This window comes from Methyloceanibacter caenitepidi (assembly GCF_000828475.1).
Classification (GTDB): Bacteria; Pseudomonadota; Alphaproteobacteria; order Rhizobiales; family Methyloligellaceae; genus Methyloceanibacter; species Methyloceanibacter caenitepidi.
Genome location: NZ_AP014648.1, coordinates 1,924,625 through 1,946,069 on the forward strand (window position 1 = coordinate 1,924,625; position 21,445 = coordinate 1,946,069).

The window sequence follows — 21,445 nt, forward strand, 5'->3', positions numbered from 1 at the left end:
GAGGCTGCGCTACAGCGTCTTGTCTACAGGGTCTTGCCGAGGCGGCCCGCCAAATCCTGAATGAACTGCCAGGCGACGCGGCCCGAACGGCTGCCGCGCGTTGTCGCCCATTCCAGAGCCTCGCGGTCGATGTCGAGGTCCGGCGCTTCGAGCCCGTAATGGTCCGCGTAGCCGCGAACCATGGCGAGATAATCGTCCTGGCTGCAGTGGTGAAACCCGATCCAAAGCCCGAACCGGTCCGAGAGCGAGACCTTCTCCTCCACGGCTTCGCCCGGATTGATGGCGGTCGAGGATTCGTTCTCCATCATCTCGCGCGGCATCAGGTGACGCCGGTTCGATGTGGCGTAGAGGACGACATTGGCGGGGCGGCCTTCGATGCCGCCTTCCAGCACTGCCTTGAGCGATTTGTAAGAGTTGTCGACGGCCTCGAAGGAGAGATCGTCGCAAAACAGGATGAAACGGTTTTCGGGCGCGGCGCGTAAAAGGCCGAGGACCCGGGGCAGGGCGGCGATGTCTTCCCTGTGAATCTCGATCAGCTTGAGATTCGGGTGGGTTTGGTTCAGTGCCGCATGGGTGGCCTTGATCAAAGAGCTCTTGCCCATGCCGCGCGCGCCCCAAAGGAGCGCGTTGTTGGCGGGTAGCCCGCGCGCGAAGCGTTCCGTATTCGCGAACAAGAGGTCCTTGTTGCGATCGACGCCCTTGAGAAGGGGGAGCGGCACGTAATTGACCTTGGGAACCGGCACAAAACTGGCTGTTTCCGCTTGAAACAGAAATGCGCCCGCGTGAGAGAAATCCGGGTCGGCGGGCGCGGCTGGTCCGAGCCGCTCCAGGGCGCGCGCGAGGCGCTCCAAAACCCCCGAAATCGGTTCCTGAAAGTTCATAAGGGCACCGTTGCAAAGGCGGGCAAGCTCAGTATAGTCGCGCACAATCGCGCGCTGGAGCCTGCTCGCACAAACGCTTGCGAGACATGCCAAATCGGCCAATTCCGGCCATCCTTAAGCCAACCGGGAGAGACGAGCAATGAGTGGTTTTGCCTATGCGCAGGCGGGTGGTGGCGGTTTGGAGGCTCTCAACAGCCTGCTCATCCCGACCATTCTCATCATCGGCATCATGTATTTCCTGATGATCCGGCCGCAGCAGAAGCGGATGAAGGAACATCGGGCGATGATCGAGGCGCTCCGCCGGGGCGATACGGTCGTGACGTCCGGTGGAATCATTGGCAAGGTCACCAAGGCCGACGATGCCGAGTTGCAGGTCGAGGTGGCCGACGGCGTTCGGATCAAGGTCCTGCGGACGTCGATCTCCGAAGTGCGCGGCAAGGGGGAGGGTGCGACCCCGGCCAAATCCGAATCCAAGACGGCCGAGTAGAGCCCGAAGCAAAGAACCGTCGACTGACCTGGAGTTACAAATCCGGCTATGCTGCATTTCCAAAAATGGAAGGTGATACTCGTCGGCGCCATCGTGCTCGCCGGCTTCATCTTCGCAGCTCCCAATCTGTTTCCGTCTTCCGCCTTACAGGGCCTGCCGAGCTGGGTTCCTCACAAGCAGGTCAATCTTGGCCTCGATCTTCAGGGCGGAGCGCATCTGCTTTACCGCATCGACGAAACGGAGCTTGTAGACGATTGGCTCGACACGATCCGCGGTGATGTGCGTGAGACCCTACGCAGCAATCGCATCGGCTATATCGATCTCGAAATGAATTCCGCGGATCGCTCGGTCTCGGTCCGGATCCGCAAGCCCGAGGACGTCGACAAGGCCTATAGCGAGCTGAGGAAGCTCGTGGCGCCGGTCGGGAACGATGTGTTCGGCGGCTTCTCCGGCAACGATATGGACATCGCGAAGAGCGGCGACCAGATCACGCTGACGGCTACGGAAGTCGGCTTGAACGAGCGCATCAGCTCGGCGATCCAGGCCTCGATCGAGACCATCCGCCGCCGCGTGGACGCGTTCGGAACGACCGAGCCCAGCATCCAGCGGGAAGGGCGGGACCGCATTCTGGTACAGGTGCCGGGCGTCTCGGACGTGCAGCGCCTCAAGGGCTTGATCGGCGAGACCGGTAAGCTCGAATTCAAGCTCGTTGATCCTTCCGTGAACGCGGCGGAGATCGCGATGACCAAGAAGGTCCCGCCAGGCGACGAGCTGCTCTATTCCGAGGACGAGCCGCCGATCCCGTACGTGCTGAAGGACCGGGTCCTGGTAAGCGGCGAAAACCTCGTCGACTCTCAGCCGGGCTTCGATGCCCGTAACGGCGAGCCCGTGGTGAATTTCCGGTTCGATGCGGCGGGCGCGAAACGCTTTGGCCGCGCGACCCAGGACAATGTGGGTCTGCCCTTCGCCATCATCCTCGATAACAAGGTCATCTCCGCTCCCGTCATCCGTGAGCCTATTCTAGGCGGTTCTGGCCAGATCAGCGGCAACTTCACTGTCCAGGAAGCGAACGATTTGTCGGTCCTGCTGCGTTCCGGCGCGCTGCCGGCCAAGCTGAGCGTGATCGAAGAGCGGACCGTGGGCGCGAGTCTCGGCGCCGACTCCATCGATAGCGGCCAGAAGGCCGCCATCGCCGGGATGGTTCTGGTCGTGCTGTTCATGTTTGCTGCCTACGGGCTGTTCGGCGCCTTCGCCAATATCGCCCTGCTGGTGAACGTGGCGCTGATCTTCGCTGTGCTGTCGCTCATGGGCGCCACGCTGACGCTGCCCGGTATCGCGGGTATCGTGCTCGTAATCGGCATCGCGGTCGATGCGAACGTGCTCATCAATGAGCGCATTCGCGAAGAGATCCGGGCAGGGAAATCACCGATCGCGGCCGTCGATTCGGGCTATTCGCGCGCGCTCATCGCCATCATCGACTCGAACGTCACGACGCTGATCGCGGTGCTCGTGCTGTTCTGGCTCGGCTCCGGTCCCGTCCGCGGCTTTGCTGTGACGCTCACGATCGGCATTCTCGCATCGATGTTCACTGCCGTGACGGTGACACGCATGCTGGTTGCGGCTTGGCTGCGTTGGAAGCGGCCCAAAGAACTCCCGCTTTAGAGGAAGCACTCATGTTTCGCGGCATCACATTCGTTCCGCCCGACACCAAGATCGATTTCGTCAGTCAACGTGCGATCAGCTGGTTCGTTTCGGCTTTTCTCACGGTCGTGCCTCTCGTGCTCGTCGCGACGGTCGGGCTTAACATGGGCATCGATTTCCAGGGCGGCACGCTGATCGAGGTGCAGACCAAGGAGAATCCGGCGAAGCTTGCCGATATCCGCGGGAAGATCAGCGGTCTCGGGCTCGGCGAGGTTCAGATCCAGGAGTTTGGCGCGCCGGACGAAGTGCTGATCCGCATCGCCTCGCAGCCCACCGAGGAAGAGCAGCAAGCCTCGATCGCGAAGGTCAAGGAGGCGCTTGGAGACAGCGTCACCTATCGCCGTACCGAGATCGTGGGGCCGACGATTTCCTCCGAGCTGATCGCCGGCGGCACGCTGGCGGTCGTCGTCGCGATGATCGGCATCTTGATCTATGTGTGGTTCCGGTTCGAATGGCAGTTCGCCGTCGCCGCTATCGCCTCGCTGGTGCACGACGTCACCGCAACGATCGGCCTTTATGCGCTGCTGCAGCTCGAGTTCAACGTCTCGAGTATCGCGGCGATCCTCACCATCATCGGTTACTCGCTGAACGATAAGGTCGTCATCTTCGACCGGATTCGCGAGAATCTGCGGAAGTACAAGCGTATGCCACTCGTGGAGTTGCTGGATCGCTCGATCAACGAGATGCTGTCGCGCGCCATTCTCACCCACGTCACAACTTTGCTTGCGATGCTGCCCTTCCTGTTCTTCGGCGGCGAGGCAATTTACGGATTTGCCGTCGCCATGTGCTTCGGCATCGTCGTGGGGGCCTATTCGTCGATCTTCGTCGCATCGCCCATGCAGCTCATCCTCGGCGTGCAACGCGAGGCGTTTTCCGGAAGCACGAGTTCGGCCAAGGGCAAGACGGAGAAGGGCGATGCAGAGGCCGCGGCCGGCGCGTAAGCTTTGAGGCCATGAGGTGAAGGAGCGGGAGCGAGACGCGACGGTCCAGCGGATGGCCCGTAAGGCTGATCCCGACCGCGCCATCGCCGCGCTCTTCGCACCAGCTTCGGTTCGGGACGATCTCTTCGCACTCTTTGCGCTCAACGGCGAATTGGCCCGCATAGCAGAGCAGGTCAGTGAACCGGGCCTCGGCGCTATAAGGCTCCAATGGTGGCGCGACGCCCTCGAGCGGGCCGAAGCAGGCGAGGCAACAGGCCATCCCGTGGCGGATGCCTTCGGCGATGTCCTGGCGCGCCGCAACCTCTCGCGGGAACGGATAGCCGGGCTGATCGATGCGCGCAGCTTCGATATCGGCGAGACCGTCATGCCGGACACGCGCACATTAGACGCCTATCTGTTCGATACGACTGGGGGGCTATTCGCGCTTGCCGCGGAAATCGTCGGCGCGGAAGGAGAGAACCAGAGCCTCATCGCGCAGGCCGCAGGCCAAGCCTATGGGCGGGTGCGGGTCATGCGCAGCCTGCCTGCGCTGGCCGCCAAGGGCCGGACCTATCTTGCCGCGGATGCACTGGAGAAAGCCGGAACGGCACCCGCCGACATCTTCGGCGGCAACACGACGCCTGGACTGATTGCGCTCCTTGGCGATATGCGTGAGGAGGCGCGGGCGTCTCTGCAAGAGGCGCGCTTCCACTTGCGTGGCGCGGGTATGAAAGGGACGGGGCTCGATGCGGCAGGCCAGACGGCCTATCTGCCGCTCGCCCTCGTGGAGCCTTATCTCAAGGCGCTCGCCAAGGTGAAAGATCCGCTCCACGACATCGCGCGCATCAATCCGCTCACGCGCCTTTGGTGTCTCATGCGGGCGCGGTAGGGACTACTCCGCGGCGACGGAACGTGCCTCGCCCAGCCAGCTTTCCAAATCCGCGAGCGCGCGTGCCGACATCGCGTTCTTGCGCGCGAGCGCCTTGGTTTGGCGCCGTCCGTCCGCGCGCGGTTCCTTCGTCTTGGGTTGGCGCGGCGCGGTGATGGGCGGAAACAGACCGAAATTCACGTTCATGGGTTGGAAACTGCGGCTGCCGCTCTCGCTTTCGACACTCAAATGCCCGCCGGTGATGTGGGTAAGCAGGGCCCCCAGTGCGGTCGTGGGCGGCGGCGGCGTCACGGCCTGTCCCAGCCATTCGGCCGCGGCGAAGCGCCCGGCGATCAGGCCTATCGCCGCGGACTCCACATAGCCTTCGACCCCGGTGACTTGGCCGGCAAAGCGCAGGCTTGGCCGCGCCTTGAGACGCAAGCTGCCGTCGAGCAGGACGGGACTGTTCAGGAACGTATTGCGGTGCAGCCCGCCGAGCCGCGCGAACTCGGCGTTCTCGAGGCCTGGGATCATGCGGAACACGCGCACCTGCTCGGCATATTTCAGCTTGGTCTGGAAGCCGACCATGTTCCACAACGTGCCGAGCGCGTTGTCCTGACGAAGTTGGATGACCGCGTAGGGTTTCTCTTCAGGGCGATGGGCGTTGGTGAGGCCGACGGGCTTCAACGGTCCGTAACGCAGCGTGTCGGCGCCGCGCTCCGCCATCACCTCGATTGGCAGGCAGCCTTCGAAATAGGGCGTCTTCTCGAAGTCCTTGAACTCCGTTTTCTCGCCGGCGAGGAGCGCCGCAATGAAAGCGTCGTACTGCGCCTTGTCGAGGGGACAGTTGATGTAGTCTGCGCCCGTTCCACCGGGGCCGACCTTGTCGTACCTGGACTGGCGCCAGCACACATCCATGTCGATGGACTCGAAATGCACGATCGGCGCGATGGCATCGAAGAACGCCAGTTCCTCCTCGCCCGTCAGGTTATCGATCGCCTTGGCGAGGGGCTCGGACGTCAAAGGACCTGTCGCGACGATCACGCTACGCCATTCTTCCGTGGGCAGGCCGGCGATCTCACCACGGACGATCTCTACCAGAGGGTGGTTTTCCAATGCCTCGGTGACGGCCGTGGAAAACCCGTCGCGGTCGACAGCGAGTGCGCCACCGGCCGGCAGCTTGTGGGCGTCCGCCGAGGCCATGACGATCGACCCGGCCCGGCGCATCTCCTCATGGAGGAGTCCCACGGCGTTGGCTTCGAAGTCGTCGGAGCGGAAGGAATTCGAGCAGACGAGCTCGGCCAGCCCGTCCGTCTTGTGGGCCTCGGTCTGACGCTCGGGCCGCATTTCGTGGAGAGTGACGGGCACACCGGCCTTCGCGAGCTGCCAGGCCGCTTCGCTGCCCGCAAGCCCGCCGCCGATCACATGAACTGTCTCTGTCGTTGCTGTCGTCATTGGCGTAGCTAGTCCCGCCAGCCCGTCTGTTTCAAGCGTTTTGGCCGGGAAAAATGGCCCGTAGGCGGCGTTGAGGGGCCGTTCACGGTCTCGCGCTCATTCGATCTATCCTGTGAAGTGGCCGGAAACCTTATTTGCCGGACGTTCTTGCTTGTCGTGCCAGGGCGTCGCAGGGTGCAATTAGCCAATGCCGAAAGCGGGCAATTTCGGCAAATTTGAGCTTTGTGGGAGACGTCGCGTCATCATGTCATCGGTTACCGTAGTCTGGAAAGGCAATTGCCGAAGCACGGATGCGCGCGCGCGTCTCTTGGACTGTCTGCATCGGCTCGCGCGCTTGAGCGACGGCTATTTGCGCCCCACCGAACGACCGCACCTGACGGTCGTCGGGGAAGAAGATGCGCTGCCGCGCGCCAAACGCTGCAAACGCCCAAATATCGAATTGATCGACGAGACGCGGCAAGGCGAGATCCTGGTGTCGTCGGACATCACCGATCATCCGGAAACGCTGCTTGCGCGAGCCAGTGAAGCGGGCCTCCCGATCCGCACCGGAAAGGATGGGCACACGAAGCACATCGTGCTCGATGCGGTTCGGCTGCATGGCATCGACTTCCGGCTGTTCGACCCGCGGGGGCTATACCCGCACGATGATCGCATGAGCTTCGTGTTTATCGAGTGTCCGGAACACCACTTCCTCGACGGACGTCTGGTCAAGATCACAGAGGAGTACGGCACGACAGTGTTGTCGTGCCCGAGCCTACGGTTGAAATCCTACCTGGAGGATTGGACCGACTGCCTGTTCTCCTGGGTTCGCTTCTTTCTGATGGGCGATCTGTGGTGGGCCCGGCACGAAGACCTGCAGGGCTATCACGATTATCGCGGCGTGTTCGAGATCGTGCAGACGACCCGCGGAAGCGCCGAGGCGGAAGACGCGACGTTCGATGCCGTGCTGTCCACATTTACCCAGCATGCGGAGCATTGGCGCTGCGAAGTGCAGCGGACAGCCTAACGGCTCGGTGCGCTAGAAGCGTCCCTCGTCTGGAATGTTGAGTTTCTCACCGCATGCTTTGCAGTGAACGGCATCCACTTCGTGCCGCTGCAATCCACAGCCTGGGCAGGGGTAGCGCACTTTCTGCGGCCGCAAGAGCGTCTGCAGCAGGCGCAAGAATAGCGTCACCCCGAAGATCATGATCGAGACGGCAATCAGCCGGCCAAACGAGCCCTCGAGCGTGATGTCTCCAAAGCCGGTCGTCGTGAGCGTAGTCACCGTAAAATACAGGGCGTCGACATAATTGCCGATCGCCGGATTGCGATAGTGCTGCGTCTCGTAGACAAGGCCCGTCGTAATGAACAGGAAGACGATGATGTTGATGACGGCAACGACCGTCTCTTCGTTGCGGCGGAAGAAGGGGAAATCAACGCGCAAGTTCGACAGAAGTTGGTAGGTGTGCAGTAGGCGGACCGTTCGCAGAACGCGCAGGAAGCCAAGGCCTTCGCCGACGATTGGCGCCAAGAACGATAGGATGGCGACGATATCCGCCCAGGTGGAGAAATGTGTGAAGTCACGGGCAGGGTGCGGGCTAACCCAAAGGCGGGCGCAGAATTCGATTAGGATGAGAACACCGAAACACACATCGAGATACTCGATCCAAGGTGCGTCGGGCGTGAACGAAGTGGCAATGATAAAGGCGATGGTGATCAGATCGAAGACGACGATGCCGTACCGAAATCGATGGGCCGCCCGGCTGTGACCGTGATAGAGCAGCCGCATTCGCTCGCGGAGCGGCTTTTCTTTCTCTTTGGCGGTGTGCTGCTCCTTTGGCTCGACGGCTTCGGCCGTGTGCTCGCTGCCGGAGTGGGCTGCCTTCGATTGTGTCGTTGGTGCGGATGTCATTTGGGTGGAGTGAAGCCCGCGTTGCCTATGCCGAGTCCCGATGGGCAGTAATATAGGCTGCGACCCCATTAGTATAGAATCCCGGGAGCACAGAACATCGACCTTCGTGTCCGGTCACGCCGCAGTTCCCTGAACGGGCCGTCCCGCACCGAGGAGGCGCAAGAGTACCGCAGTGCCCAAGCCCCAGGTCGCATTCAGCATCATCGAGACGAGATAGCGCGGCCACAGGGCCGGTGTCTCGAGCCCCTTCACGACCGGGACGATGAAGAAAGCCACCAAGGGCAGCGCGATGGCCCCGGCGAGGATCCAGGACAGCCAGTAGGCCGGGCCGCTGATCCTGGCCAGGAACGGTGAAAACGCCAGGCCCCAAAGCCCGCCCCAGAAGGCCTTGGACAGCAGGGAAGGAACCCCGAGCGGCGGCACCGGGTCGGTCGGCCAAGCCGGCCGGCTCATGGGAATGAGGCCGATGTGGTTGAAGATGGACCAAAGCCCCTGGTGAAACAGGAGCGTTGCCAGAAACCCGGCGACGAAGCCCAACAGCAGCAATCTCAATGACATCTTACCCTCTATTTGCACCCGTCCGGCCCCGTAGGCTCTGCTTAGAACTAGTCCAGTCCCAAGTGCGGCCCCTGGTATTGCCGCCGCAAGGGATCTTCTATCAGCAGGCTTGGACATCGTCACAGGAATGGCTTAATTCGGGGGCCGTATCGAGCAGATTTGATCCAGGGGGTAGTGCCGATGGAGCGTGCGACAAAGAAAGCGATCAGGCGGTTTGCGATCGCCGGGGTGGTGCTGTTCCTCGGCCTCGTCTTCCTGCCGCTGCTGACGATTTTCTATCTCGGCTGCGGTCTGATCGACGTCATGCGCAACAAGCGCCGCGATGCCATGGTGTTCCGGAAGTACTTCCTGGGAAACGGCATCACCACCTGGCTGCTGTCGCCGCTGAATCTGTTCGTCGATCTTATCAGCTACCGCAACAAGGGCGTCTACAAGCACGACGACCTGCCGCCGGAATGGCGCGAAGAAGTGGACCAGGTCCTCAATGTCTTCCGTGAGCAGAAAGATACGATCCTTACCGAGATCGACGAGTCTTTCGAGGAAGGCCGCCGCGGCATGTACGTCTATGAGTGGTACGGCAAGCGGAAGGAGCATTCCGTCGAGGCCCTGAAGCGGGACTACAAATACGTGAAGACCATCGCCGTCTCGGTGTTCTCGGGCAAGGAATCCACCTCGTTCCACTATGGGCCGCTTCGGATGACGTTGCGCGTGTTGTATAACCTGACACCTGTCGATACGGACCAAGTCTATATTCAGTGCGGTTGGGAAAAGCACTTCTGGCGCGACGACCCGCTGTACATTTTCGACGACACGCTCATCCACCGCTCGGTCAACGACTACGACGCGCGCCGCTTCGTCGTGTTCATGGACATCATGCGTCCCACGGCGCATCCGGTATTCCTCGACAAACTCATTGCCGGTGTGTCGGTCCTCGTCGAGCGCGCCAACGCTGTCTTCTACAAGAACTGGAAGATGCTGCGTCCCGGAGCAAAGAGCACGGAGCCTCCGGCACCGCACTCCGAAGCCGCGTAGCCTGCGCAAACCCGCGGAGAATTCGGCGATGGTGACCGTGATCTCCGGGGGGCAGACGGGACCTGACCGTGCCGCCCTCGAGGCGGCGATCGCCACGGGCACGCCCTATGGAGGCTGGTGTCCGAAGGGCGGATGGGCCGAAGACATGCCCGAGCCGCCGGGACTCCTGGCACTCTATCCCAACCTGCGCGAGACACCATCCGACAAGCCTGAGCAGCGCACCGACTGGAACGTGCGGGATTCCGATGCGCTGCTCGTCCTGGTCGGACGGGAAGGGCTTGGCGTCTCAACGGGAACGGAGCGCGCGGTGCGCCATGCGGTGAGCTCGGGCAAGCCCGTTTGCGTCGCAAGCGTTGCAGAGCAAGAGGCAGGAGACAGGGTCCGGGCCTTCTTGAGGCCGTTCACGGGTAAGCCCGTCTGCATCGCCGGTCCGCGGGAGAGCGAGTCGCCGGGGCTCCAGGCAGCAGCCTTGAGCAAACTGCAGCCTGTTCTGGCGGCGCTGATCAACTGAGCACCGCCCCCAATCTTCGCCAGCGCGGCCGGAACTCCATGGCCCGTCGTGAATTGGGTCCATATAGGGGCAGGGCCCGTCTTATGGCTTTGGTCCGGGCTTTGCGGAGAGTGACGACCTGAGGAGGAAACAATGACGCATGCCACGAGGCGAATGATGGTTGCGGGTGGGGTCTTCGGTGCGAGCCTGATGCTCGCCGTCTTGCCCGCGGTTGCGATGGGCAGTCTCGTCGAAGGCGAGGAGACAGACAATTGCTCGAACGCGGACGGCGCCTTGGACGAGGCGGCCTTCGTGATCGCCACGGGTCCGAAACCGGGTGAGCGGGTCGAGAGTGGGTTCGACGTGACCGGATGCTCGCGGACTTTCGAGAGCAATGTGCAGTGGAAGCTTCTGGCGCGGGACGGCTCGGTGCTTGCGAGCGGCCATACGACAGGCGGCGGCGTCGATGGTCCTGGGGCGTTCAGTTTCAGTATTCCGTATACGGTCACCGTCCAGCAACTCGGCCATCTCGAGGTCTTCGAAGAAGATGTATCCGACGGCGAAGGCTTCCCGCCGGGCCGAACCGTAATTCCGCTGGTCCTGAAGCCTTAAGGTTCCGACGGCCACGGAACGCGGCGCGGTTGGATTTGCTAACAGCCCGTCGATTGGCGCTAAGCGCGGCCGGCGATGTGATAGGCTGTGCCGTCTTGATGAGTACGATTCTTCGGCAAAGGGGGGAACAATGCTGGAAGCACTCATTATCATCCTGGTCGTCGGCGCCATTGCCGGCTGGCTGGCGGGTCTCCTCGTTCAGGGCACCGGATTCGGCCTTCTGGGCGATATCGTCGTCGGAATCCTCGGTGCCCTCGTCACCGGGTTTTTCCTGCCTCAGGTGGGAATTGTCCTGGCGTTCGGCGGCGGCATTCTCGGATCGATCATCGCGGCATTCATCGGCGCGGTGATACTTCTGGTCATCGTGAAGTTGATCAAGAAGCTGCTATCATAAAATACCGAGTTAGTTCAGCTGATTAGCTGCCTCGGACGCCGCTCCACCGATGGGTGGGACGGCGTCTTTCGGTGTCGGACCTTGTGTGGGCGCGGCTGAGCCGGTTGCTGCACTGCAACATCGGCCTCCACGCTGGGCCACTTTGCCGCAGTTTGTAACACACAGGCCACGTTTTCGTCACAAGCTGAACCTGCCCTCGTCAGAATTATCGAGCAAAAGCCCCGTCCTCAGCGGTTTAATCCCGCACAGTGTTAACAACTGTTGAGGAATATCTATGAGGGGTCAGAGACTCTTCGGCGTGAAGAGCCTTTTGCTTGTCTTGGTATTGCTTGGACTGGCAGCGCCTGCACACGCTGGTGACGTGGCGCGAAATGACAAATTGTTCGTTGCGTCGCACAACGCCAAAGCCGGATTGGTCGCGGCTGCTGAGGTCGTCGCTCGGCATAGCGTGATCGACGGCTTTGACGACCTGGCCGATGCCGGCACTGCCGAGGACGGCGTGTCGTCGGCAGCGCTGGAAGTTGCCGCGCAGGGTGCAGGTGATCAGAACGTCGCCGATGCGAATTTTGCGCGCCAGCTTCGGTGCTTGGCCGAGGGGATCTATTTCGAAGCCCGCGGTGAGCCTTGGCGCGGCCAGCTGGCTGTCGGCCGGGTGATCTTGAATCGGGTTTCGAGCAAGCACTATCCCAACACCGTTTGCGGAGTGGTTTATCAGAACAGCCATCTTCACAATCGCTGTCAGTTCTCCTTTGCCTGCGACGGCAAGGCCGACCGGATCCGCGATGCCAAGGTTTGGTTTAGTGTCCGCGGATACGCCGCTTGGCTGATGGCCAATCGGCCGAACGAGCGGGAGGTGAGCGAGTACCGGGTCCTGGCGTCGCTCCAGACCGCGACCCACTACCACGCGGACTATGTCAGCCCGAACTGGGCCAAGCATTTCGAACTGACCGCGCGTATTGGCCGGCACATTTTCTATTCCGATCCAAGCGCGTAGCACCGTTTCGAGGGTGGCGGCCGGCCCGGTCGCCACCCTTGTAATTCCCCTTCCGCAGCATATCTCTAGGCCGTTAGCATCTTCCTTTCGCTGACACGGGAGAGAACTATGCGATGGCTGCTGATAGTGCTCGCGCCGCTTGCACTCGCGGGCTGCGTGACGGACCAGGGTCCCGCATTGCCGATGACCCTTGCGCCGGCCGAAACCGCCCAAGCCGCCTGCCTGACCTATGGCGACACGCCGACCTTCGGCGAATGTAGTCCTGGCAACACCGCGACGGACCAGTAGCGCCATGCCGCCCCGGAAGAGGGCAGGCATTCCGACCGTGGTCACCGCTTCACAGTACGATTAGGCCAACCTGGCAAGATTTTCTGCGGGGATTGACCTGTCATATGTCGAGTGGGTGCTTGCTGGCGCGCCCGCGAGCGGCTACCACAACGCGCCATGACCAAACAGAGCGACAGGAGTCGCCACAGCCTCGTCGGCAATGAGACGGGGCGCAGACACGAAGACCGGCTATCGGGACTTCCATCGGGACTTCCTCTGAGTTCAGGGCGGGGAAGACGCGATCCATGAAGCGCCGAGCCATGTTCAGCAGCCGTCTGGAGCGGCGCCGGCAAGTTCGCCGGTTCGCGCGGCTCGTCGGCGTGACGGTGTTCGTCATCGGGCTTGGGCTTGTCGCCGTGTTCGCGGTTCAGGGCTTGGACTTTCTAGGCATCGCCGAGGCGGATCGCCTGCCCTTGGGGGCGGTGGTGCTGGGGGCCATAGGCGCGGTCTTCGCGCTCTCCCTCGTGGCCTATGCTGCGGTGCGCATGTTCAGCCGTATCGACTAGCGCGCCTGTAAACTGGCGCATCGTGACAAGTGACGAACCCTCTCCAAGCGATCTAAACTGTCCTCCCGCCGAAACGAGCGGGACAATGGGAGGGATTATCAATGGATCTTACGGGCCTACTGGTGCAGGCCGTCTCCGGTGCTGTCGGTGGCAGCGCCGCGGGTGCGGCTGCGAAGAACTATTCTCTCGGAGCTGTTGGGAATGCGATCGCCGGCGCTGTCGGCGGCGGCATCCTGGGTCAGCTGATGGGCAGTTTTGCTGGTCAGATGATCGAAGGTTGGGTGGGCGATATCGTCGGCGGTGGCGTTGGCGGTATTGTCTTGACGCTCATCGCGGGCCTCATTCGCAATATGACGTCCAAGTAAGTTTGGTCATGGGCCGGGGCGGCGTTCGTGCTGGGCGCCGCCGCGGTCTTGTTGCCAACGTCTCACAGACATCCTTCGTCCTTCATAATCGTGTCGAGCGGCTTCGCCAAATTGACCGGCATTGATAAGTGCGGCAGGCCTGCTCCCGTGCGTCCCATGATGGAATTCCGCGCCGCGCCGGACGGTCGCACGATCTCGAGGTGAATCTTGGCCGAGTCCGATTCTGCATTGGATCTGAAATGGGTGCCGGAAGACGAGGGCGCCGCGGATGGCGCAAACGACGCGGTCGTCGGCGCGATCCGGCAGCTCATCCGTGACAAGAACAAGAAGGCCGTTCGCAAGGTTCTCGCGCATTGGCCGCCCGAAAATATCATGGAGCTCCTCGTCAGATTGCCGTTGAAGGCCGCGCGCAAGCTGCTGGAAATCCTGCCGGACCAAACCTCGTCGCGCGTTCTGTCGGAACTGCGGCCGCAATACCGCGCGGCAATCACACGAGACGAAACGGTCGAACGTCTGCGCGAGCTGATCCGAAGGATGCCGCCCGAAAACGCGCTCGATACATTTCGGGATTTGCCCGACGATGTTCAGGACCGGCTCGGTCCGGACCTCAAATCGTTCGAAGGCATCCAAGCCTCCAGAGCCTTCGAGAAGGAGAGCGCCGGCGAGATCATGCAACGGCGGCATGTCGCGCTTGCGCCGGACCGCTCGGCCGCCGAAGCGGTTGAGGCACTTCAACGTGCATCGGACATGATCGGATCGGTCGATACGGTTTTTGTCATCGATGCCGACAACCGCCCCATCGGTGCCTTCAAACCGCGTGCATTGCTGCTGGTTCCCCCGGACACACCGCTCTCCAAAATCATGTCGCGCGAGTTTCCCATCGTCTCGTCGGCCACGGATCAGGAAGAGGCGGCGCTCGCGACCGCCGGTACGGAGTTTAAGAGCCTTCCCGTCGTCGACAACGACGGCCGGCTCGTCGGGCAGATCACCACCAAGATGCTGGCGCGGGTCGTGGCGGAAGAAGCCGCCGAGGACATGCTGAAGCTTGGTGGCGTCAACGAAGATGCGCGCCCGACCGACTCCGTTCCGAAGATCCTGCGCAACCGGTTGCCGTGGCTGCTGGCCGGACTGGTCGGCGCCACGATCGCGGCCCTCATCATCGGATCCTTCGAAGAGGAGCTCGAAAAGGCGGCAATCCTCGCGGCTTTCATCCCGGTCGTGATGTCGATGGCCGGCAATGCCGGCCTGCAGGCGTCGGTGGTTTCGGTTCAAGCTTTGGCGATGGGATCGAACTGGCCTGGGGACCGTTTGATCTATCGCTTTGGCCGTGAGCTTCTCGGCGCGCTCCTCAACGGGGCGATCGCCGGGAGCATTCTCGCGTCGCTGATCCTTGGAGGTTCGCTGGTCTTCGAAGTCGCCGATCCTGTGCGGCTGGCATTGGCGACGTCCATGTCTTTGCTCACGGTTACCACCATCGCAGCGATTGTCGGGTCCTTCGTGCCGCTGGCACTCAACCGACTGGGTATCGATCCGGCAGCGGCGACAGGCGTTTTCATCACGACAAGCAACGATGTCGTGGGCGTTCTGGTCTACTTCCTAATGGCCAGTACGTTCTACTTCTAAGGGGAAGAGCCCATCTCCAGGCACTTCGATGGAACGGTGCCAAGGGGGCTTTACAGGCGAGCGGAAAGGGCTAGTAAGGGTCTGCAATTGGAACGGGAACTAGGGGGAAAGATGCTGCGCTTCATAGCCCTTGCCGCATTGCTGCTGGGCAGCATTACAATTTTCGCTGCGGCACAGCCGTCGCTCGCGCAGGATGCCGCCTCGGCACCGGCGCAGACCGCTCCCGTCTTCTCCAGCAAAGTCACCGATCCTCAAGTGAAGCTCGACGACCTCGAACTTCTCATGGTTCCGATGACCGTGGACGAGCTCAAGGCACTGGCCGGCAAGTGGCTCGACATTGTGAAGTCCAAGACTGAACAGGTGGTCGATGCGCAAATCGCCGTTTCGAAAGCCAATGGCGGCGCGAAGAGCTCCCAGCGCGAAACGCTGACGAAACTCTACGCGGAACGCAACTACCTCTTCGATCGCTACACGGCGGTCGTCAACGCCTGGGAACGGAAGGGCGGCGACGCTAAGGAGATCGCGGTCTATCGCGACTACCAGAACGCCATCTTTCTTGAAGAGACGCGCAAGGCGGACATCAAGACCCTCATTGCGTGGGCCATGGATTGGATGAAGGCCGACGATCGCGGCCTGATGTTCGCGAAGAACGCTGCCATCGTCATTGTGGCGTTTCTGGCGCTGATATTTGTCGCGCGGATGGTCCGGGCGATTGTCCGGCGCTGGATCGGTCATGTGCCGAATATCTCCGACCTGCTGCAAGCGTTCATCGTCGGAATTATCTATTGGATCGTTCTGGCCGTCGGTTTGATGCTGGTCTTGTCGGGCCTCGGCGTCGATGTCACGCCGCTCTTCGCTGTGTTCGGCGGTGCTTCGATCATCGCCGCCTTCGCCATGCAGGACTCGCTTAGCAATCTGGCGTCGGGCCTCATGATCATGATCTATCGCCCGTTCGACGTGGGCGACTATGTGGACGTTGGCGGCGTCGCCGGAACGGTGAAGAGCACCAATATTTTCGCCACGACAGTGACCACGCCGGACAATCAGGTCATCGTCATTCCAAACAAGAATGTCTGGGGCAACGTCATTACGAATGTCACGGCCAGCGAGACGCGCCGCGTCGATCTCGTCTTCGGCATTGGCTACGACGATTCCATTCCGGAAGCGCTGAAAGTCCTCGAACAGGCTGTCGAGGCGCATCCGCTGGTCCTGAAGGATCCCGCGCCGACGATCCGGGTCAACGAGCTTGCGGACAGTTCGGTGAACCTGATCTGCCGTCCTTGGGCAAAGACATCCGACTATTGGACCGTCTATTGGGATCTGACGCGATACGTCAAAGAGCTGTTCGACTCCGTCGGAATCTCGATCCCATACCCGCAGCAAGACGTACATTTCATTCCGGTAGATCCAAACAAGGCGTCGACGCCGCCAGTTCTCGAGAAGACGCCCTCTGTCGATAGAGAATCGATATCCTCAGGGGATCAGGGTCACGCTGGTGAGGACAAGTAGATGTCAGGGGTGCCACACATGCATGAACGTCTAAGGTCACTAGGAGTTGCCGGGAAGTGCCTCGCGTTTGCCATGGCTCTGTCCGTCCCGTTCGGCGCCACGGCCTCGGCGCAGGTCACGATCGATGTCAGCAAGATCACTTGCAATCAGTTCGCGCTCTACAAGGTCTCGGACCCGGATACGATCGCGGTTTGGCTCCACGGCTACTACAGCGGCAAAAGAGGCAACACCGTTGTCGAGGTCGAGAAGCTCAAGGCCAATGCCAAGAAGCTGCGCGATTACTGCCTCGAGAATCCCGACACGAACCTGCTCACTGCGGTCGAGTCACTGATGAATCAATAGGCTTGTTTGGGGCAGCCGAGCGGCCAATTCTGGTTTGGCGGCAGGGGGGACGTCCTTGAAAGCGGAAACGACCACGGGCGGGGAGGCGCAAACGGTTCCATGGTGGACAGCGCCAGGACACACGGACATGACGTCTTTCATGGCGCTGATCCTGTTGTTCCTCCTGGTTTTTGTTGTCTTTCATTTCTATGCACGGTTCGACAAGTTTGCCGAAGAGCATAACGAAGGGACGCCGCTGAAGACGACGATCCCGACGCTTTTGATGATCGCGTTCGCTTACGAGATCTTCCCGCCGCTAAGCCATTTCAGCATTCTTCTTCCCATGGCGTTGATCGCGACGGCGCTGGCACGCGACTTGATGCTTTGGTTCGAGCCGCAGAAGGAACACATCCTCAAGGGTGAGCTCGAAAGCGCCATGCTCGACGAGTTGCATCGCGAGCATCTGGGAGAACATGACCACACGGGCAGGCGGGTGCCGGATGAACAGGAACAGACGCCTCCTTCAACGCAGACGCCCAAGCGAAAGGCGCGAGCGTCGAAATCCGATCAACCGGACGAGAGCGGGGGCAAGCCGGACAGCGCTCCTGCTGAAAAGGAATCGTCTGCAAATGGAGGGTCGGAAGCGTGATCGAGCTTACCGTAACCTCCATCCCCTTCGTTCTGCGCATCATGTATCTGCGTTGGAAGGGCATCCCGATCACGCTCTACAACGTCCACATCGCGCTGTTCGCGTGGTTGGCATTGGCGTTCATCGTTTTCTTCACTGTGTTTTACTACTACCCGAAATCCTACACGGGCTTCGTGCCGTTTCGCACGGTTCCGGTGGTCAGCGAGAACGGCGGCACCGTCACGAGCATCGAGGTCGACAACGGAACTCGCGTGAAGCCCGGCCAAGTTCTCTTTACCGTGGATAGGACGACGGAGGAGGCGGCAGTCAAGACCGCGGAACTCAAGCTTGCGGAAATCGACAAATCCGTCGCATCGGCCGAGGCAGAAGTCCATTCGGCGCAAGCGTCCCTCGACCGGGAAAAGGCGGAGCTTCAGCAGGCCGTCGAGGTGTTCGAGGATCAAGCCGAGCTGAAGAGGCGCAAGTCGCCCGCCTATAACGAGCGCCGCTATCAGGCCGCCGTCGCCGACAAGGCGGCCGGCGAGGCCAAGGTCGCGCAATCCGAGGCGCTCCTGGACGAGGCCAATCTGCAGCTGACGGAGGTGCTGCCTGCGCAACGCGAGAGCGCGAACGCTCAACTCGAGCAGGCCCAGGTCGAACTTGCAAAGACGACGGTTCGATCGCAGGTAGACGGCGTCATTGATCAGGTCACCTTGCATGTGGGTGCTCGTGCCGCCCAGTTCGCCTCGAACCCGGCAATGCTCATCATTCCCGACCGGGACGAAGCCCACCCGAAACGGGTGGTCGCGGGCTTTTCGCAAGTCTCGCGCTCGGTCCTCTATGTCGGCATGCCGGCCGAGGTCGCCTGCGATACGAATTTCAACGTGGCGATGGTGGATTCCGTGCTGCCGGCGCGTATCAGCGCAATCCAGCCGGAAATTGCCGCCGGTCAGCTCGCGCCCACGGGCCGACTCATTGAGCCTTCCGAGTTCTCAAAACGCGGCGAGGTCGTCGCGGCGATCGAGATGGTCTATCCGGAGCATGAAGAACTCCTCGTCAACGGCAGCGGCTGTATCGTGCAGACCTACGACCGCAATCTTCCCCACGGTATTCTCGGCCATATCCTCGGCGGCCTCGGCATCATCAAGGCGTGGGGCCTTCGCATCAAGGTCTGGATCGCGCTCGTAACGGGCATCGGTCTTGCGGGCGGGGGCGGGCACTAGGGGCACGGCGCCGTCTAGCACCAGCTTGCACCGTCCTGCGCGGGGCCCCGCAGAAGCTCCTGCACATTGGCTTCCAGCAGCCTGTATCCCACATTGCCGAACAGTTTTTGCCGCCCGTCGTTCATCAAGAACGTCGGGCTCCCTGCGATGCCGTTCTCTGCGGCAAGACCGTAGTCGATGACAAGGGCGGCCAGCGCTTCGGAGGAGCGCAACCTCCGCTCGATAACGTCGGCGTCTATTCCGAGCCTGGCGGCGATGTCGCGCTGCACGGTCCAATCTCCAATATCCAGGGCCTCGGCGAAAAAGGCATGGCGGATGTTGCGGGCGGCGCGGGTGGTCAGCCGGTCGAGATACGGGGGCGACGGCGCGCCGTCGCTGCGTTCGACGAGTTCGACGGCTTTCAGGAACTGATGCGGGCTTGCCGAGGTGCGTGGGCGCCCGCGAAGCCAAACCTGGTCGCTGACAACGATGTGGGGAAATCGCGCGGCAACCTCTTTGAGGTGCTCGTTGAAGTGCTCGAAACCGCCTTTGGCTTCGATCTTGCCCCACGCATCGGGAAACACCGAACAGTAGCGGGGCACGATTTCGATCTGATCGCCAAACTGCGCCGCAAGCTCGTCCAGCCGCCGCTCGGCCACGTAGGCCCAAATACATAGCACGTCGGAGTAATAGGAAATCTCTACCTTTGACATCGGCACCCTCTTATATAGCCGCTGCACTTTAGGCGTTGCCAGACCACGCGGCCTTGCGCCTACTCAAAGCCACCCTATATGGGCATCTGTGGGTCACGCGATCGTGCGGGCCCGCCGGATTGCGTCATGCTATGATGACTATGGCTGACGTGCCATTGCGGGAGGGAACGCCATGGTGGGGAGCCCCACGACACGAAGAGGACTGGGACGCCGCCGCTGGTTGGCGGGTGCGCTGATTGCGGCAACTCTCAGCATGCTGACCACCCCGGCGCTCGCTGCGATTCTCATCAACATCGACAAGCCCACCCAATCCATGACCGTCTCCGTGGATGGAGAAGTGCGCTATCGCTGGCCCGTCTCCACGGGCGCCACGGGGTATTCGACTCCCACGGGAAACTACAGCGCCTTTCGCATGGAGCGGATGCACTATTCGGATGAGTGGGACGGCGCTGGCATGCCTCATTCGATCTTCTTCACCACGAGAGGCCACGCTATCCACGGCTCCAATCATCCCGGCATGGGAACGCCGAGGTCGCATGGCTGCGTGCGGCTTTCGCTCAACAATGCGGCGACGCTCTACAATCTTGTCGAGCAGCACGGTATGGCGGGCACGAAAGTCGTGGTTGCCGGCTCCGACCCCGCGGGCAATTGGGCCGCCAGCTCCGCGCCGCCGGCGGTCCGTACTTTGGGATCCCCCGAAGGGACGGGCTACACCGAGACGCGCGAGCGTCGCGGGCCTTTCCGCGGTCTCTTTAGGCGCCGCCGCTAACGCCGCCGAGCTGGCACATCCGGCAAAGGCGGGTCGGCCTTCTCGCTTTCACGCACTTCCGGCTAGCCTTCTTTGGGCAACTGGAGCACGGCGTCTTGCTGCGTCGGTGTTTCACCGCCAGAGTTCTTGGCCCCAAACTAACCCTTCGCCATGAGCTGGTCGCGCCGGGCCAAGAGGGCATCGAGCTTCTCCTGCTGGTCGGCAATTCGCGCGGCATTGCGCTCTTCGTCCGCTGCGCCTGAAAAGGCGGCGGCCTGTTCCATCAGCTCGCGTAGATTGTCTTCGACGACCTGAATGCGCCGTTCCACTTCGTCCAGGCTGAGATTTTCAATGCTCATGGTGTCTCCTTGAAAAGGCGTCTCCGTGGCTCCCAAGCGCCGAGTCTAACGACGTCGCGGTGACGAATGTCTTGATTCAAAGCAAACGTGGCTTGGCGCCTCGCAAGCCAGAAGAGTGGGTCAAAAGCGAGCCCTGACAAGAGGGAAAATGCGAGCCGATACCAACGTCGTCAGCGCCGCCGGATGTATGGCGTGGTAGGCGCCAGCGCTCAAGGCCTCGCCGCATTCGCTTTGCAGGCACCGAAATCTCGAAGCGCCTCACCGAGCGAAAGGCTGAGCCGCGCGGTCGCTTCGTCCATGAGTCGCGACCGGCCCTCGCGGAGTTGGCCGATGGCCGTCTCCAGCTCGGCAAGCCTGTCATTCAGCCGCTCGATCGCAGGGTCGAGTTTGGTGCGCCCTTGCGCTGCTTGCTCCTGAAGAGCGGACCGCAACGACTGGACCTCCGTGGTCAGCTGGTCGAGCTTCGCCATGACCCGCGCGGGCTTGACGTCGACGCGGGACAGGACGGCGTCGGTCATGGTCGCGGCAACGTTCTCGGCTAAGTGAGTAACTTTTGCCGTCGCTACAAGCGCGAAAAGCGCCGCGACAATCACCAGGATGGCGGTGCCATTGAGCAGGGCCAGAAGGAGTTGGCCCGGGAGTTGTCGCAGGCGCGAGGCGAGGTCGCTGGTGTGCGGATCGGGCATCTCGGCTCCTTTGGTGTGCGGTGCTCATAAAGGCTAAGCAGGGGGGCGTTCGCGGCTCCGAGTTTAGCCCGCAGATCCGGCATCCGACAGTGATCGCTTCGGTGGCGCTCTGGTCCGGCATCGTTAACGCCCAGTTAACGATGCGTGGGAAGCTCGCGAAGTGATGGCCCCTGTT

The 21,445-nt window shown here is 61.7% G+C and carries 26 protein-coding genes; 19 read left to right on the forward strand and 7 right to left on the reverse strand.

Annotated elements, in window-relative coordinates:
- Positions 1-23: 23 nt before the first annotated feature.
- Positions 24-881, reverse strand: a complete 858-nt coding sequence (locus GL4_RS08875) for an ATP-binding protein (RefSeq protein WP_045366757.1) — start codon at positions 879-881, stop codon at positions 24-26.
- Between the two features lie 139 nt (positions 882-1,020).
- Here GL4_RS08875 and yajC point away from each other — a divergent pair, with 139 nt between their 5' ends.
- The 4 genes from yajC to GL4_RS08895 are packed head-to-tail and all read left to right on the forward strand — an operon-like array spanning position 1,021 to position 4,878.
- A complete protein-coding gene (yajC, locus tag GL4_RS08880; protein WP_045366758.1) occupies positions 1,021-1,368 on the forward strand; it encodes a preprotein translocase subunit YajC in 348 nt (115 codons plus the stop codon).
- A 48-nt stretch (positions 1,369-1,416) separates the two neighbouring features.
- Entirely contained in the window at positions 1,417-3,030 is a 1,614-nt protein-coding gene (gene secD, locus GL4_RS18015) for a protein translocase subunit SecD (protein ID WP_045366760.1), read from the forward strand.
- Positions 3,031-3,041: 11 nt separating this feature from the next.
- The gene (secF, locus tag GL4_RS18020; RefSeq protein ID WP_045366762.1) at positions 3,042-4,010 is read left to right on the forward strand and encodes a protein translocase subunit SecF; all 969 of its coding nucleotides are present in this window, start codon (positions 3,042-3,044) and stop codon (positions 4,008-4,010) included.
- 52 nt (positions 4,011-4,062) lie between these two features.
- Positions 4,063-4,878: a phytoene/squalene synthase family protein gene (locus tag GL4_RS08895; protein ID WP_045369839.1), complete on the forward strand. Its 816-nt coding sequence runs from the start codon at positions 4,063-4,065 to the stop codon at positions 4,876-4,878.
- Positions 4,879-4,881: 3 nt separating this feature from the next.
- Here GL4_RS08895 and trmFO read toward each other — a convergent pair whose 3' ends face one another.
- Complete coding sequence (gene trmFO / locus GL4_RS08900; protein WP_045366764.1) at positions 4,882-6,312, reverse strand: methylenetetrahydrofolate--tRNA-(uracil(54)-C(5))-methyltransferase (FADH(2)-oxidizing) TrmFO; 1,431 nt, start codon at positions 6,310-6,312, stop codon at positions 4,882-4,884.
- A 244-nt stretch (positions 6,313-6,556) separates the two neighbouring features.
- Between trmFO and GL4_RS08905 the strand changes: the two genes are divergently transcribed.
- A complete protein-coding gene (locus GL4_RS08905) occupies positions 6,557-7,318 on the forward strand; it encodes a hypothetical protein (RefSeq protein ID WP_156137476.1) in 762 nt (253 codons plus the stop codon).
- A gap of 12 nt (positions 7,319-7,330) precedes the next feature.
- Here the strand turns inward: GL4_RS08905 and GL4_RS08910 are convergent, their stop codons facing one another.
- Positions 7,331-8,080 carry an ion transporter gene (locus GL4_RS08910; protein WP_045369840.1) on the reverse strand — a complete coding sequence of 250 codons (750 nt, stop codon included), beginning with the start codon at positions 8,078-8,080 and terminating at the stop codon, positions 7,331-7,333.
- 237 nt (positions 8,081-8,317) lie between these two features.
- Positions 8,318-8,761 (reverse strand): hypothetical protein, encoded by a 444-nt coding sequence (locus GL4_RS08915; protein WP_156137478.1) that lies wholly within the window; start codon positions 8,759-8,761, stop codon positions 8,318-8,320.
- Between the two features lie 180 nt (positions 8,762-8,941).
- Here GL4_RS08915 and GL4_RS08920 point away from each other — a divergent pair, with 180 nt between their 5' ends.
- The 13 genes from GL4_RS08920 to GL4_RS08980 all read left to right on the forward strand — a co-directional run bounded on the left by GL4_RS08920 (position 8,942) and on the right by GL4_RS08980 (position 18,785).
- Complete coding sequence (locus GL4_RS08920; protein WP_045366771.1) at positions 8,942-9,793, forward strand: aspartyl/asparaginyl beta-hydroxylase domain-containing protein; 852 nt, start codon at positions 8,942-8,944, stop codon at positions 9,791-9,793.
- 28 nt (positions 9,794-9,821) lie between these two features.
- On the forward strand, positions 9,822-10,304 hold the full coding sequence (locus tag GL4_RS08925) for a YpsA SLOG family protein (RefSeq protein ID WP_045366773.1): 483 nt from the start codon (positions 9,822-9,824) through the stop codon (positions 10,302-10,304).
- 132 nt (positions 10,305-10,436) lie between these two features.
- Complete coding sequence (locus GL4_RS08930) at positions 10,437-10,895, forward strand: Gmad2 immunoglobulin-like domain-containing protein (RefSeq protein WP_045366775.1); 459 nt, start codon at positions 10,437-10,439, stop codon at positions 10,893-10,895.
- Between the two features lie 130 nt (positions 10,896-11,025).
- Complete coding sequence (locus GL4_RS08935) at positions 11,026-11,289, forward strand: GlsB/YeaQ/YmgE family stress response membrane protein (protein ID WP_045366777.1); 264 nt, start codon at positions 11,026-11,028, stop codon at positions 11,287-11,289.
- Between the two features lie 412 nt (positions 11,290-11,701).
- Positions 11,702-12,283 (forward strand): cell wall hydrolase, encoded by a 582-nt coding sequence (locus GL4_RS08940; protein ID WP_208430879.1) that lies wholly within the window; start codon positions 11,702-11,704, stop codon positions 12,281-12,283.
- 108 nt (positions 12,284-12,391) lie between these two features.
- Positions 12,392-12,571, forward strand: a complete 180-nt coding sequence (locus GL4_RS08945) for a hypothetical protein (RefSeq protein WP_045366779.1) — start codon at positions 12,392-12,394, stop codon at positions 12,569-12,571.
- 299 nt (positions 12,572-12,870) lie between these two features.
- A complete protein-coding gene (locus GL4_RS08950; RefSeq protein ID WP_045366781.1) occupies positions 12,871-13,116 on the forward strand; it encodes a hypothetical protein in 246 nt (81 codons plus the stop codon).
- A gap of 101 nt (positions 13,117-13,217) precedes the next feature.
- Entirely contained in the window at positions 13,218-13,481 is a 264-nt protein-coding gene (locus tag GL4_RS08955; protein ID WP_045366783.1) for a hypothetical protein, read from the forward strand.
- A gap of 207 nt (positions 13,482-13,688) precedes the next feature.
- Entirely contained in the window at positions 13,689-15,104 is a 1,416-nt protein-coding gene (mgtE, locus tag GL4_RS08960; RefSeq protein ID WP_172653328.1) for a magnesium transporter, read from the forward strand.
- A 111-nt stretch (positions 15,105-15,215) separates the two neighbouring features.
- The gene (locus GL4_RS08965; RefSeq protein ID WP_082025586.1) at positions 15,216-16,613 is read left to right on the forward strand and encodes a mechanosensitive ion channel family protein; all 1,398 of its coding nucleotides are present in this window, start codon (positions 15,216-15,218) and stop codon (positions 16,611-16,613) included.
- 72 nt (positions 16,614-16,685) lie between these two features.
- A complete protein-coding gene (locus tag GL4_RS08970; protein WP_052464284.1) occupies positions 16,686-16,955 on the forward strand; it encodes an HdeA/HdeB family chaperone in 270 nt (89 codons plus the stop codon).
- Positions 16,956-17,082: 127 nt separating this feature from the next.
- On the forward strand, positions 17,083-17,583 hold the full coding sequence (locus GL4_RS16725) for a hypothetical protein (protein ID WP_052464287.1): 501 nt from the start codon (positions 17,083-17,085) through the stop codon (positions 17,581-17,583).
- A complete protein-coding gene (locus GL4_RS08980) occupies positions 17,580-18,785 on the forward strand; it encodes an HlyD family secretion protein (RefSeq protein WP_045366789.1) in 1,206 nt (401 codons plus the stop codon). The genes GL4_RS16725 and GL4_RS08980 overlap by 4 nt, the downstream gene beginning before the upstream one ends.
- A gap of 14 nt (positions 18,786-18,799) precedes the next feature.
- Here the strand turns inward: GL4_RS08980 and GL4_RS08985 are convergent, their stop codons facing one another.
- Positions 18,800-19,477, reverse strand: coding sequence for a DsbA family oxidoreductase (locus tag GL4_RS08985; RefSeq protein WP_045369848.1), 678 nt, complete (start codon positions 19,475-19,477; stop codon positions 18,800-18,802).
- A gap of 172 nt (positions 19,478-19,649) precedes the next feature.
- Between GL4_RS08985 and GL4_RS08990 the strand changes: the two genes are divergently transcribed.
- On the forward strand, positions 19,650-20,246 hold the full coding sequence (locus GL4_RS08990; protein ID WP_244462597.1) for a L,D-transpeptidase: 597 nt from the start codon (positions 19,650-19,652) through the stop codon (positions 20,244-20,246).
- Positions 20,247-20,383: 137 nt separating this feature from the next.
- Here GL4_RS08990 and GL4_RS08995 read toward each other — a convergent pair whose 3' ends face one another.
- Both GL4_RS08995 and GL4_RS09000 read right to left on the reverse strand, forming a co-directional pair.
- Positions 20,384-20,584 carry a hypothetical protein gene (locus GL4_RS08995; RefSeq protein ID WP_045366791.1) on the reverse strand — a complete coding sequence of 67 codons (201 nt, stop codon included), beginning with the start codon at positions 20,582-20,584 and terminating at the stop codon, positions 20,384-20,386.
- Between the two features lie 209 nt (positions 20,585-20,793).
- Complete coding sequence (locus tag GL4_RS09000) at positions 20,794-21,270, reverse strand: hypothetical protein (protein WP_045366793.1); 477 nt, start codon at positions 21,268-21,270, stop codon at positions 20,794-20,796.
- Positions 21,271-21,445 lie beyond the last annotated feature (175 nt).

Bases quoted from the DNA above. Each gene is read 5' to 3' on its own strand.
- GL4_RS08875 (WP_045366757.1), bottom strand. From the start codon at position 881: ATGAACTTTCAGGAACCGATTTCGGGGGTTTTGGAGCGCCTCGCGCGC.
- yajC (WP_045366758.1), top strand. From the start codon at position 1,021: ATGAGTGGTTTTGCCTATGCGCAGGCGGGTGGTGGCGGTTTGGAGGCT.
- secD (WP_045366760.1), top strand. From the start codon at position 1,417: ATGCTGCATTTCCAAAAATGGAAGGTGATACTCGTCGGCGCCATCGTG.
- secF (WP_045366762.1), top strand. From the start codon at position 3,042: ATGTTTCGCGGCATCACATTCGTTCCGCCCGACACCAAGATCGATTTC.
- GL4_RS08895 (WP_045369839.1), top strand. From the start codon at position 4,063: ATGGCCCGTAAGGCTGATCCCGACCGCGCCATCGCCGCGCTCTTCGCA.
- trmFO (WP_045366764.1), bottom strand. From the start codon at position 6,312: ATGACGACAGCAACGACAGAGACAGTTCATGTGATCGGCGGCGGGCTT.
- GL4_RS08905 (WP_156137476.1), top strand. From the start codon at position 6,557: ATGTCATCGGTTACCGTAGTCTGGAAAGGCAATTGCCGAAGCACGGAT.
- GL4_RS08910 (WP_045369840.1), bottom strand. From the start codon at position 8,080: ATGCGGCTGCTCTATCACGGTCACAGCCGGGCGGCCCATCGATTTCGG.
- GL4_RS08915 (WP_156137478.1), bottom strand. From the start codon at position 8,761: ATGTCATTGAGATTGCTGCTGTTGGGCTTCGTCGCCGGGTTTCTGGCA.
- GL4_RS08920 (WP_045366771.1), top strand. From the start codon at position 8,942: ATGGAGCGTGCGACAAAGAAAGCGATCAGGCGGTTTGCGATCGCCGGG.
- GL4_RS08925 (WP_045366773.1), top strand. From the start codon at position 9,822: ATGGTGACCGTGATCTCCGGGGGGCAGACGGGACCTGACCGTGCCGCC.
- GL4_RS08930 (WP_045366775.1), top strand. From the start codon at position 10,437: ATGACGCATGCCACGAGGCGAATGATGGTTGCGGGTGGGGTCTTCGGT.
- GL4_RS08935 (WP_045366777.1), top strand. From the start codon at position 11,026: ATGCTGGAAGCACTCATTATCATCCTGGTCGTCGGCGCCATTGCCGGC.
- GL4_RS08945 (WP_045366779.1), top strand. From the start codon at position 12,392: ATGCGATGGCTGCTGATAGTGCTCGCGCCGCTTGCACTCGCGGGCTGC.
- GL4_RS08950 (WP_045366781.1), top strand. From the start codon at position 12,871: ATGTTCAGCAGCCGTCTGGAGCGGCGCCGGCAAGTTCGCCGGTTCGCG.
- GL4_RS08955 (WP_045366783.1), top strand. From the start codon at position 13,218: ATGGATCTTACGGGCCTACTGGTGCAGGCCGTCTCCGGTGCTGTCGGT.
- GL4_RS08965 (WP_082025586.1), top strand. From the start codon at position 15,216: ATGCTGCGCTTCATAGCCCTTGCCGCATTGCTGCTGGGCAGCATTACA.
- GL4_RS08970 (WP_052464284.1), top strand. From the start codon at position 16,686: ATGGCTCTGTCCGTCCCGTTCGGCGCCACGGCCTCGGCGCAGGTCACG.
- GL4_RS16725 (WP_052464287.1), top strand. From the start codon at position 17,083: ATGACGTCTTTCATGGCGCTGATCCTGTTGTTCCTCCTGGTTTTTGTT.
- GL4_RS08985 (WP_045369848.1), bottom strand. From the start codon at position 19,477: ATGTCAAAGGTAGAGATTTCCTATTACTCCGACGTGCTATGTATTTGG.
- GL4_RS08990 (WP_244462597.1), top strand. From the start codon at position 19,650: ATGGTGGGGAGCCCCACGACACGAAGAGGACTGGGACGCCGCCGCTGG.
- GL4_RS08995 (WP_045366791.1), bottom strand. From the start codon at position 20,584: ATGAGCATTGAAAATCTCAGCCTGGACGAAGTGGAACGGCGCATTCAG.
- GL4_RS09000 (WP_045366793.1), bottom strand. From the start codon at position 21,270: ATGCCCGATCCGCACACCAGCGACCTCGCCTCGCGCCTGCGACAACTC.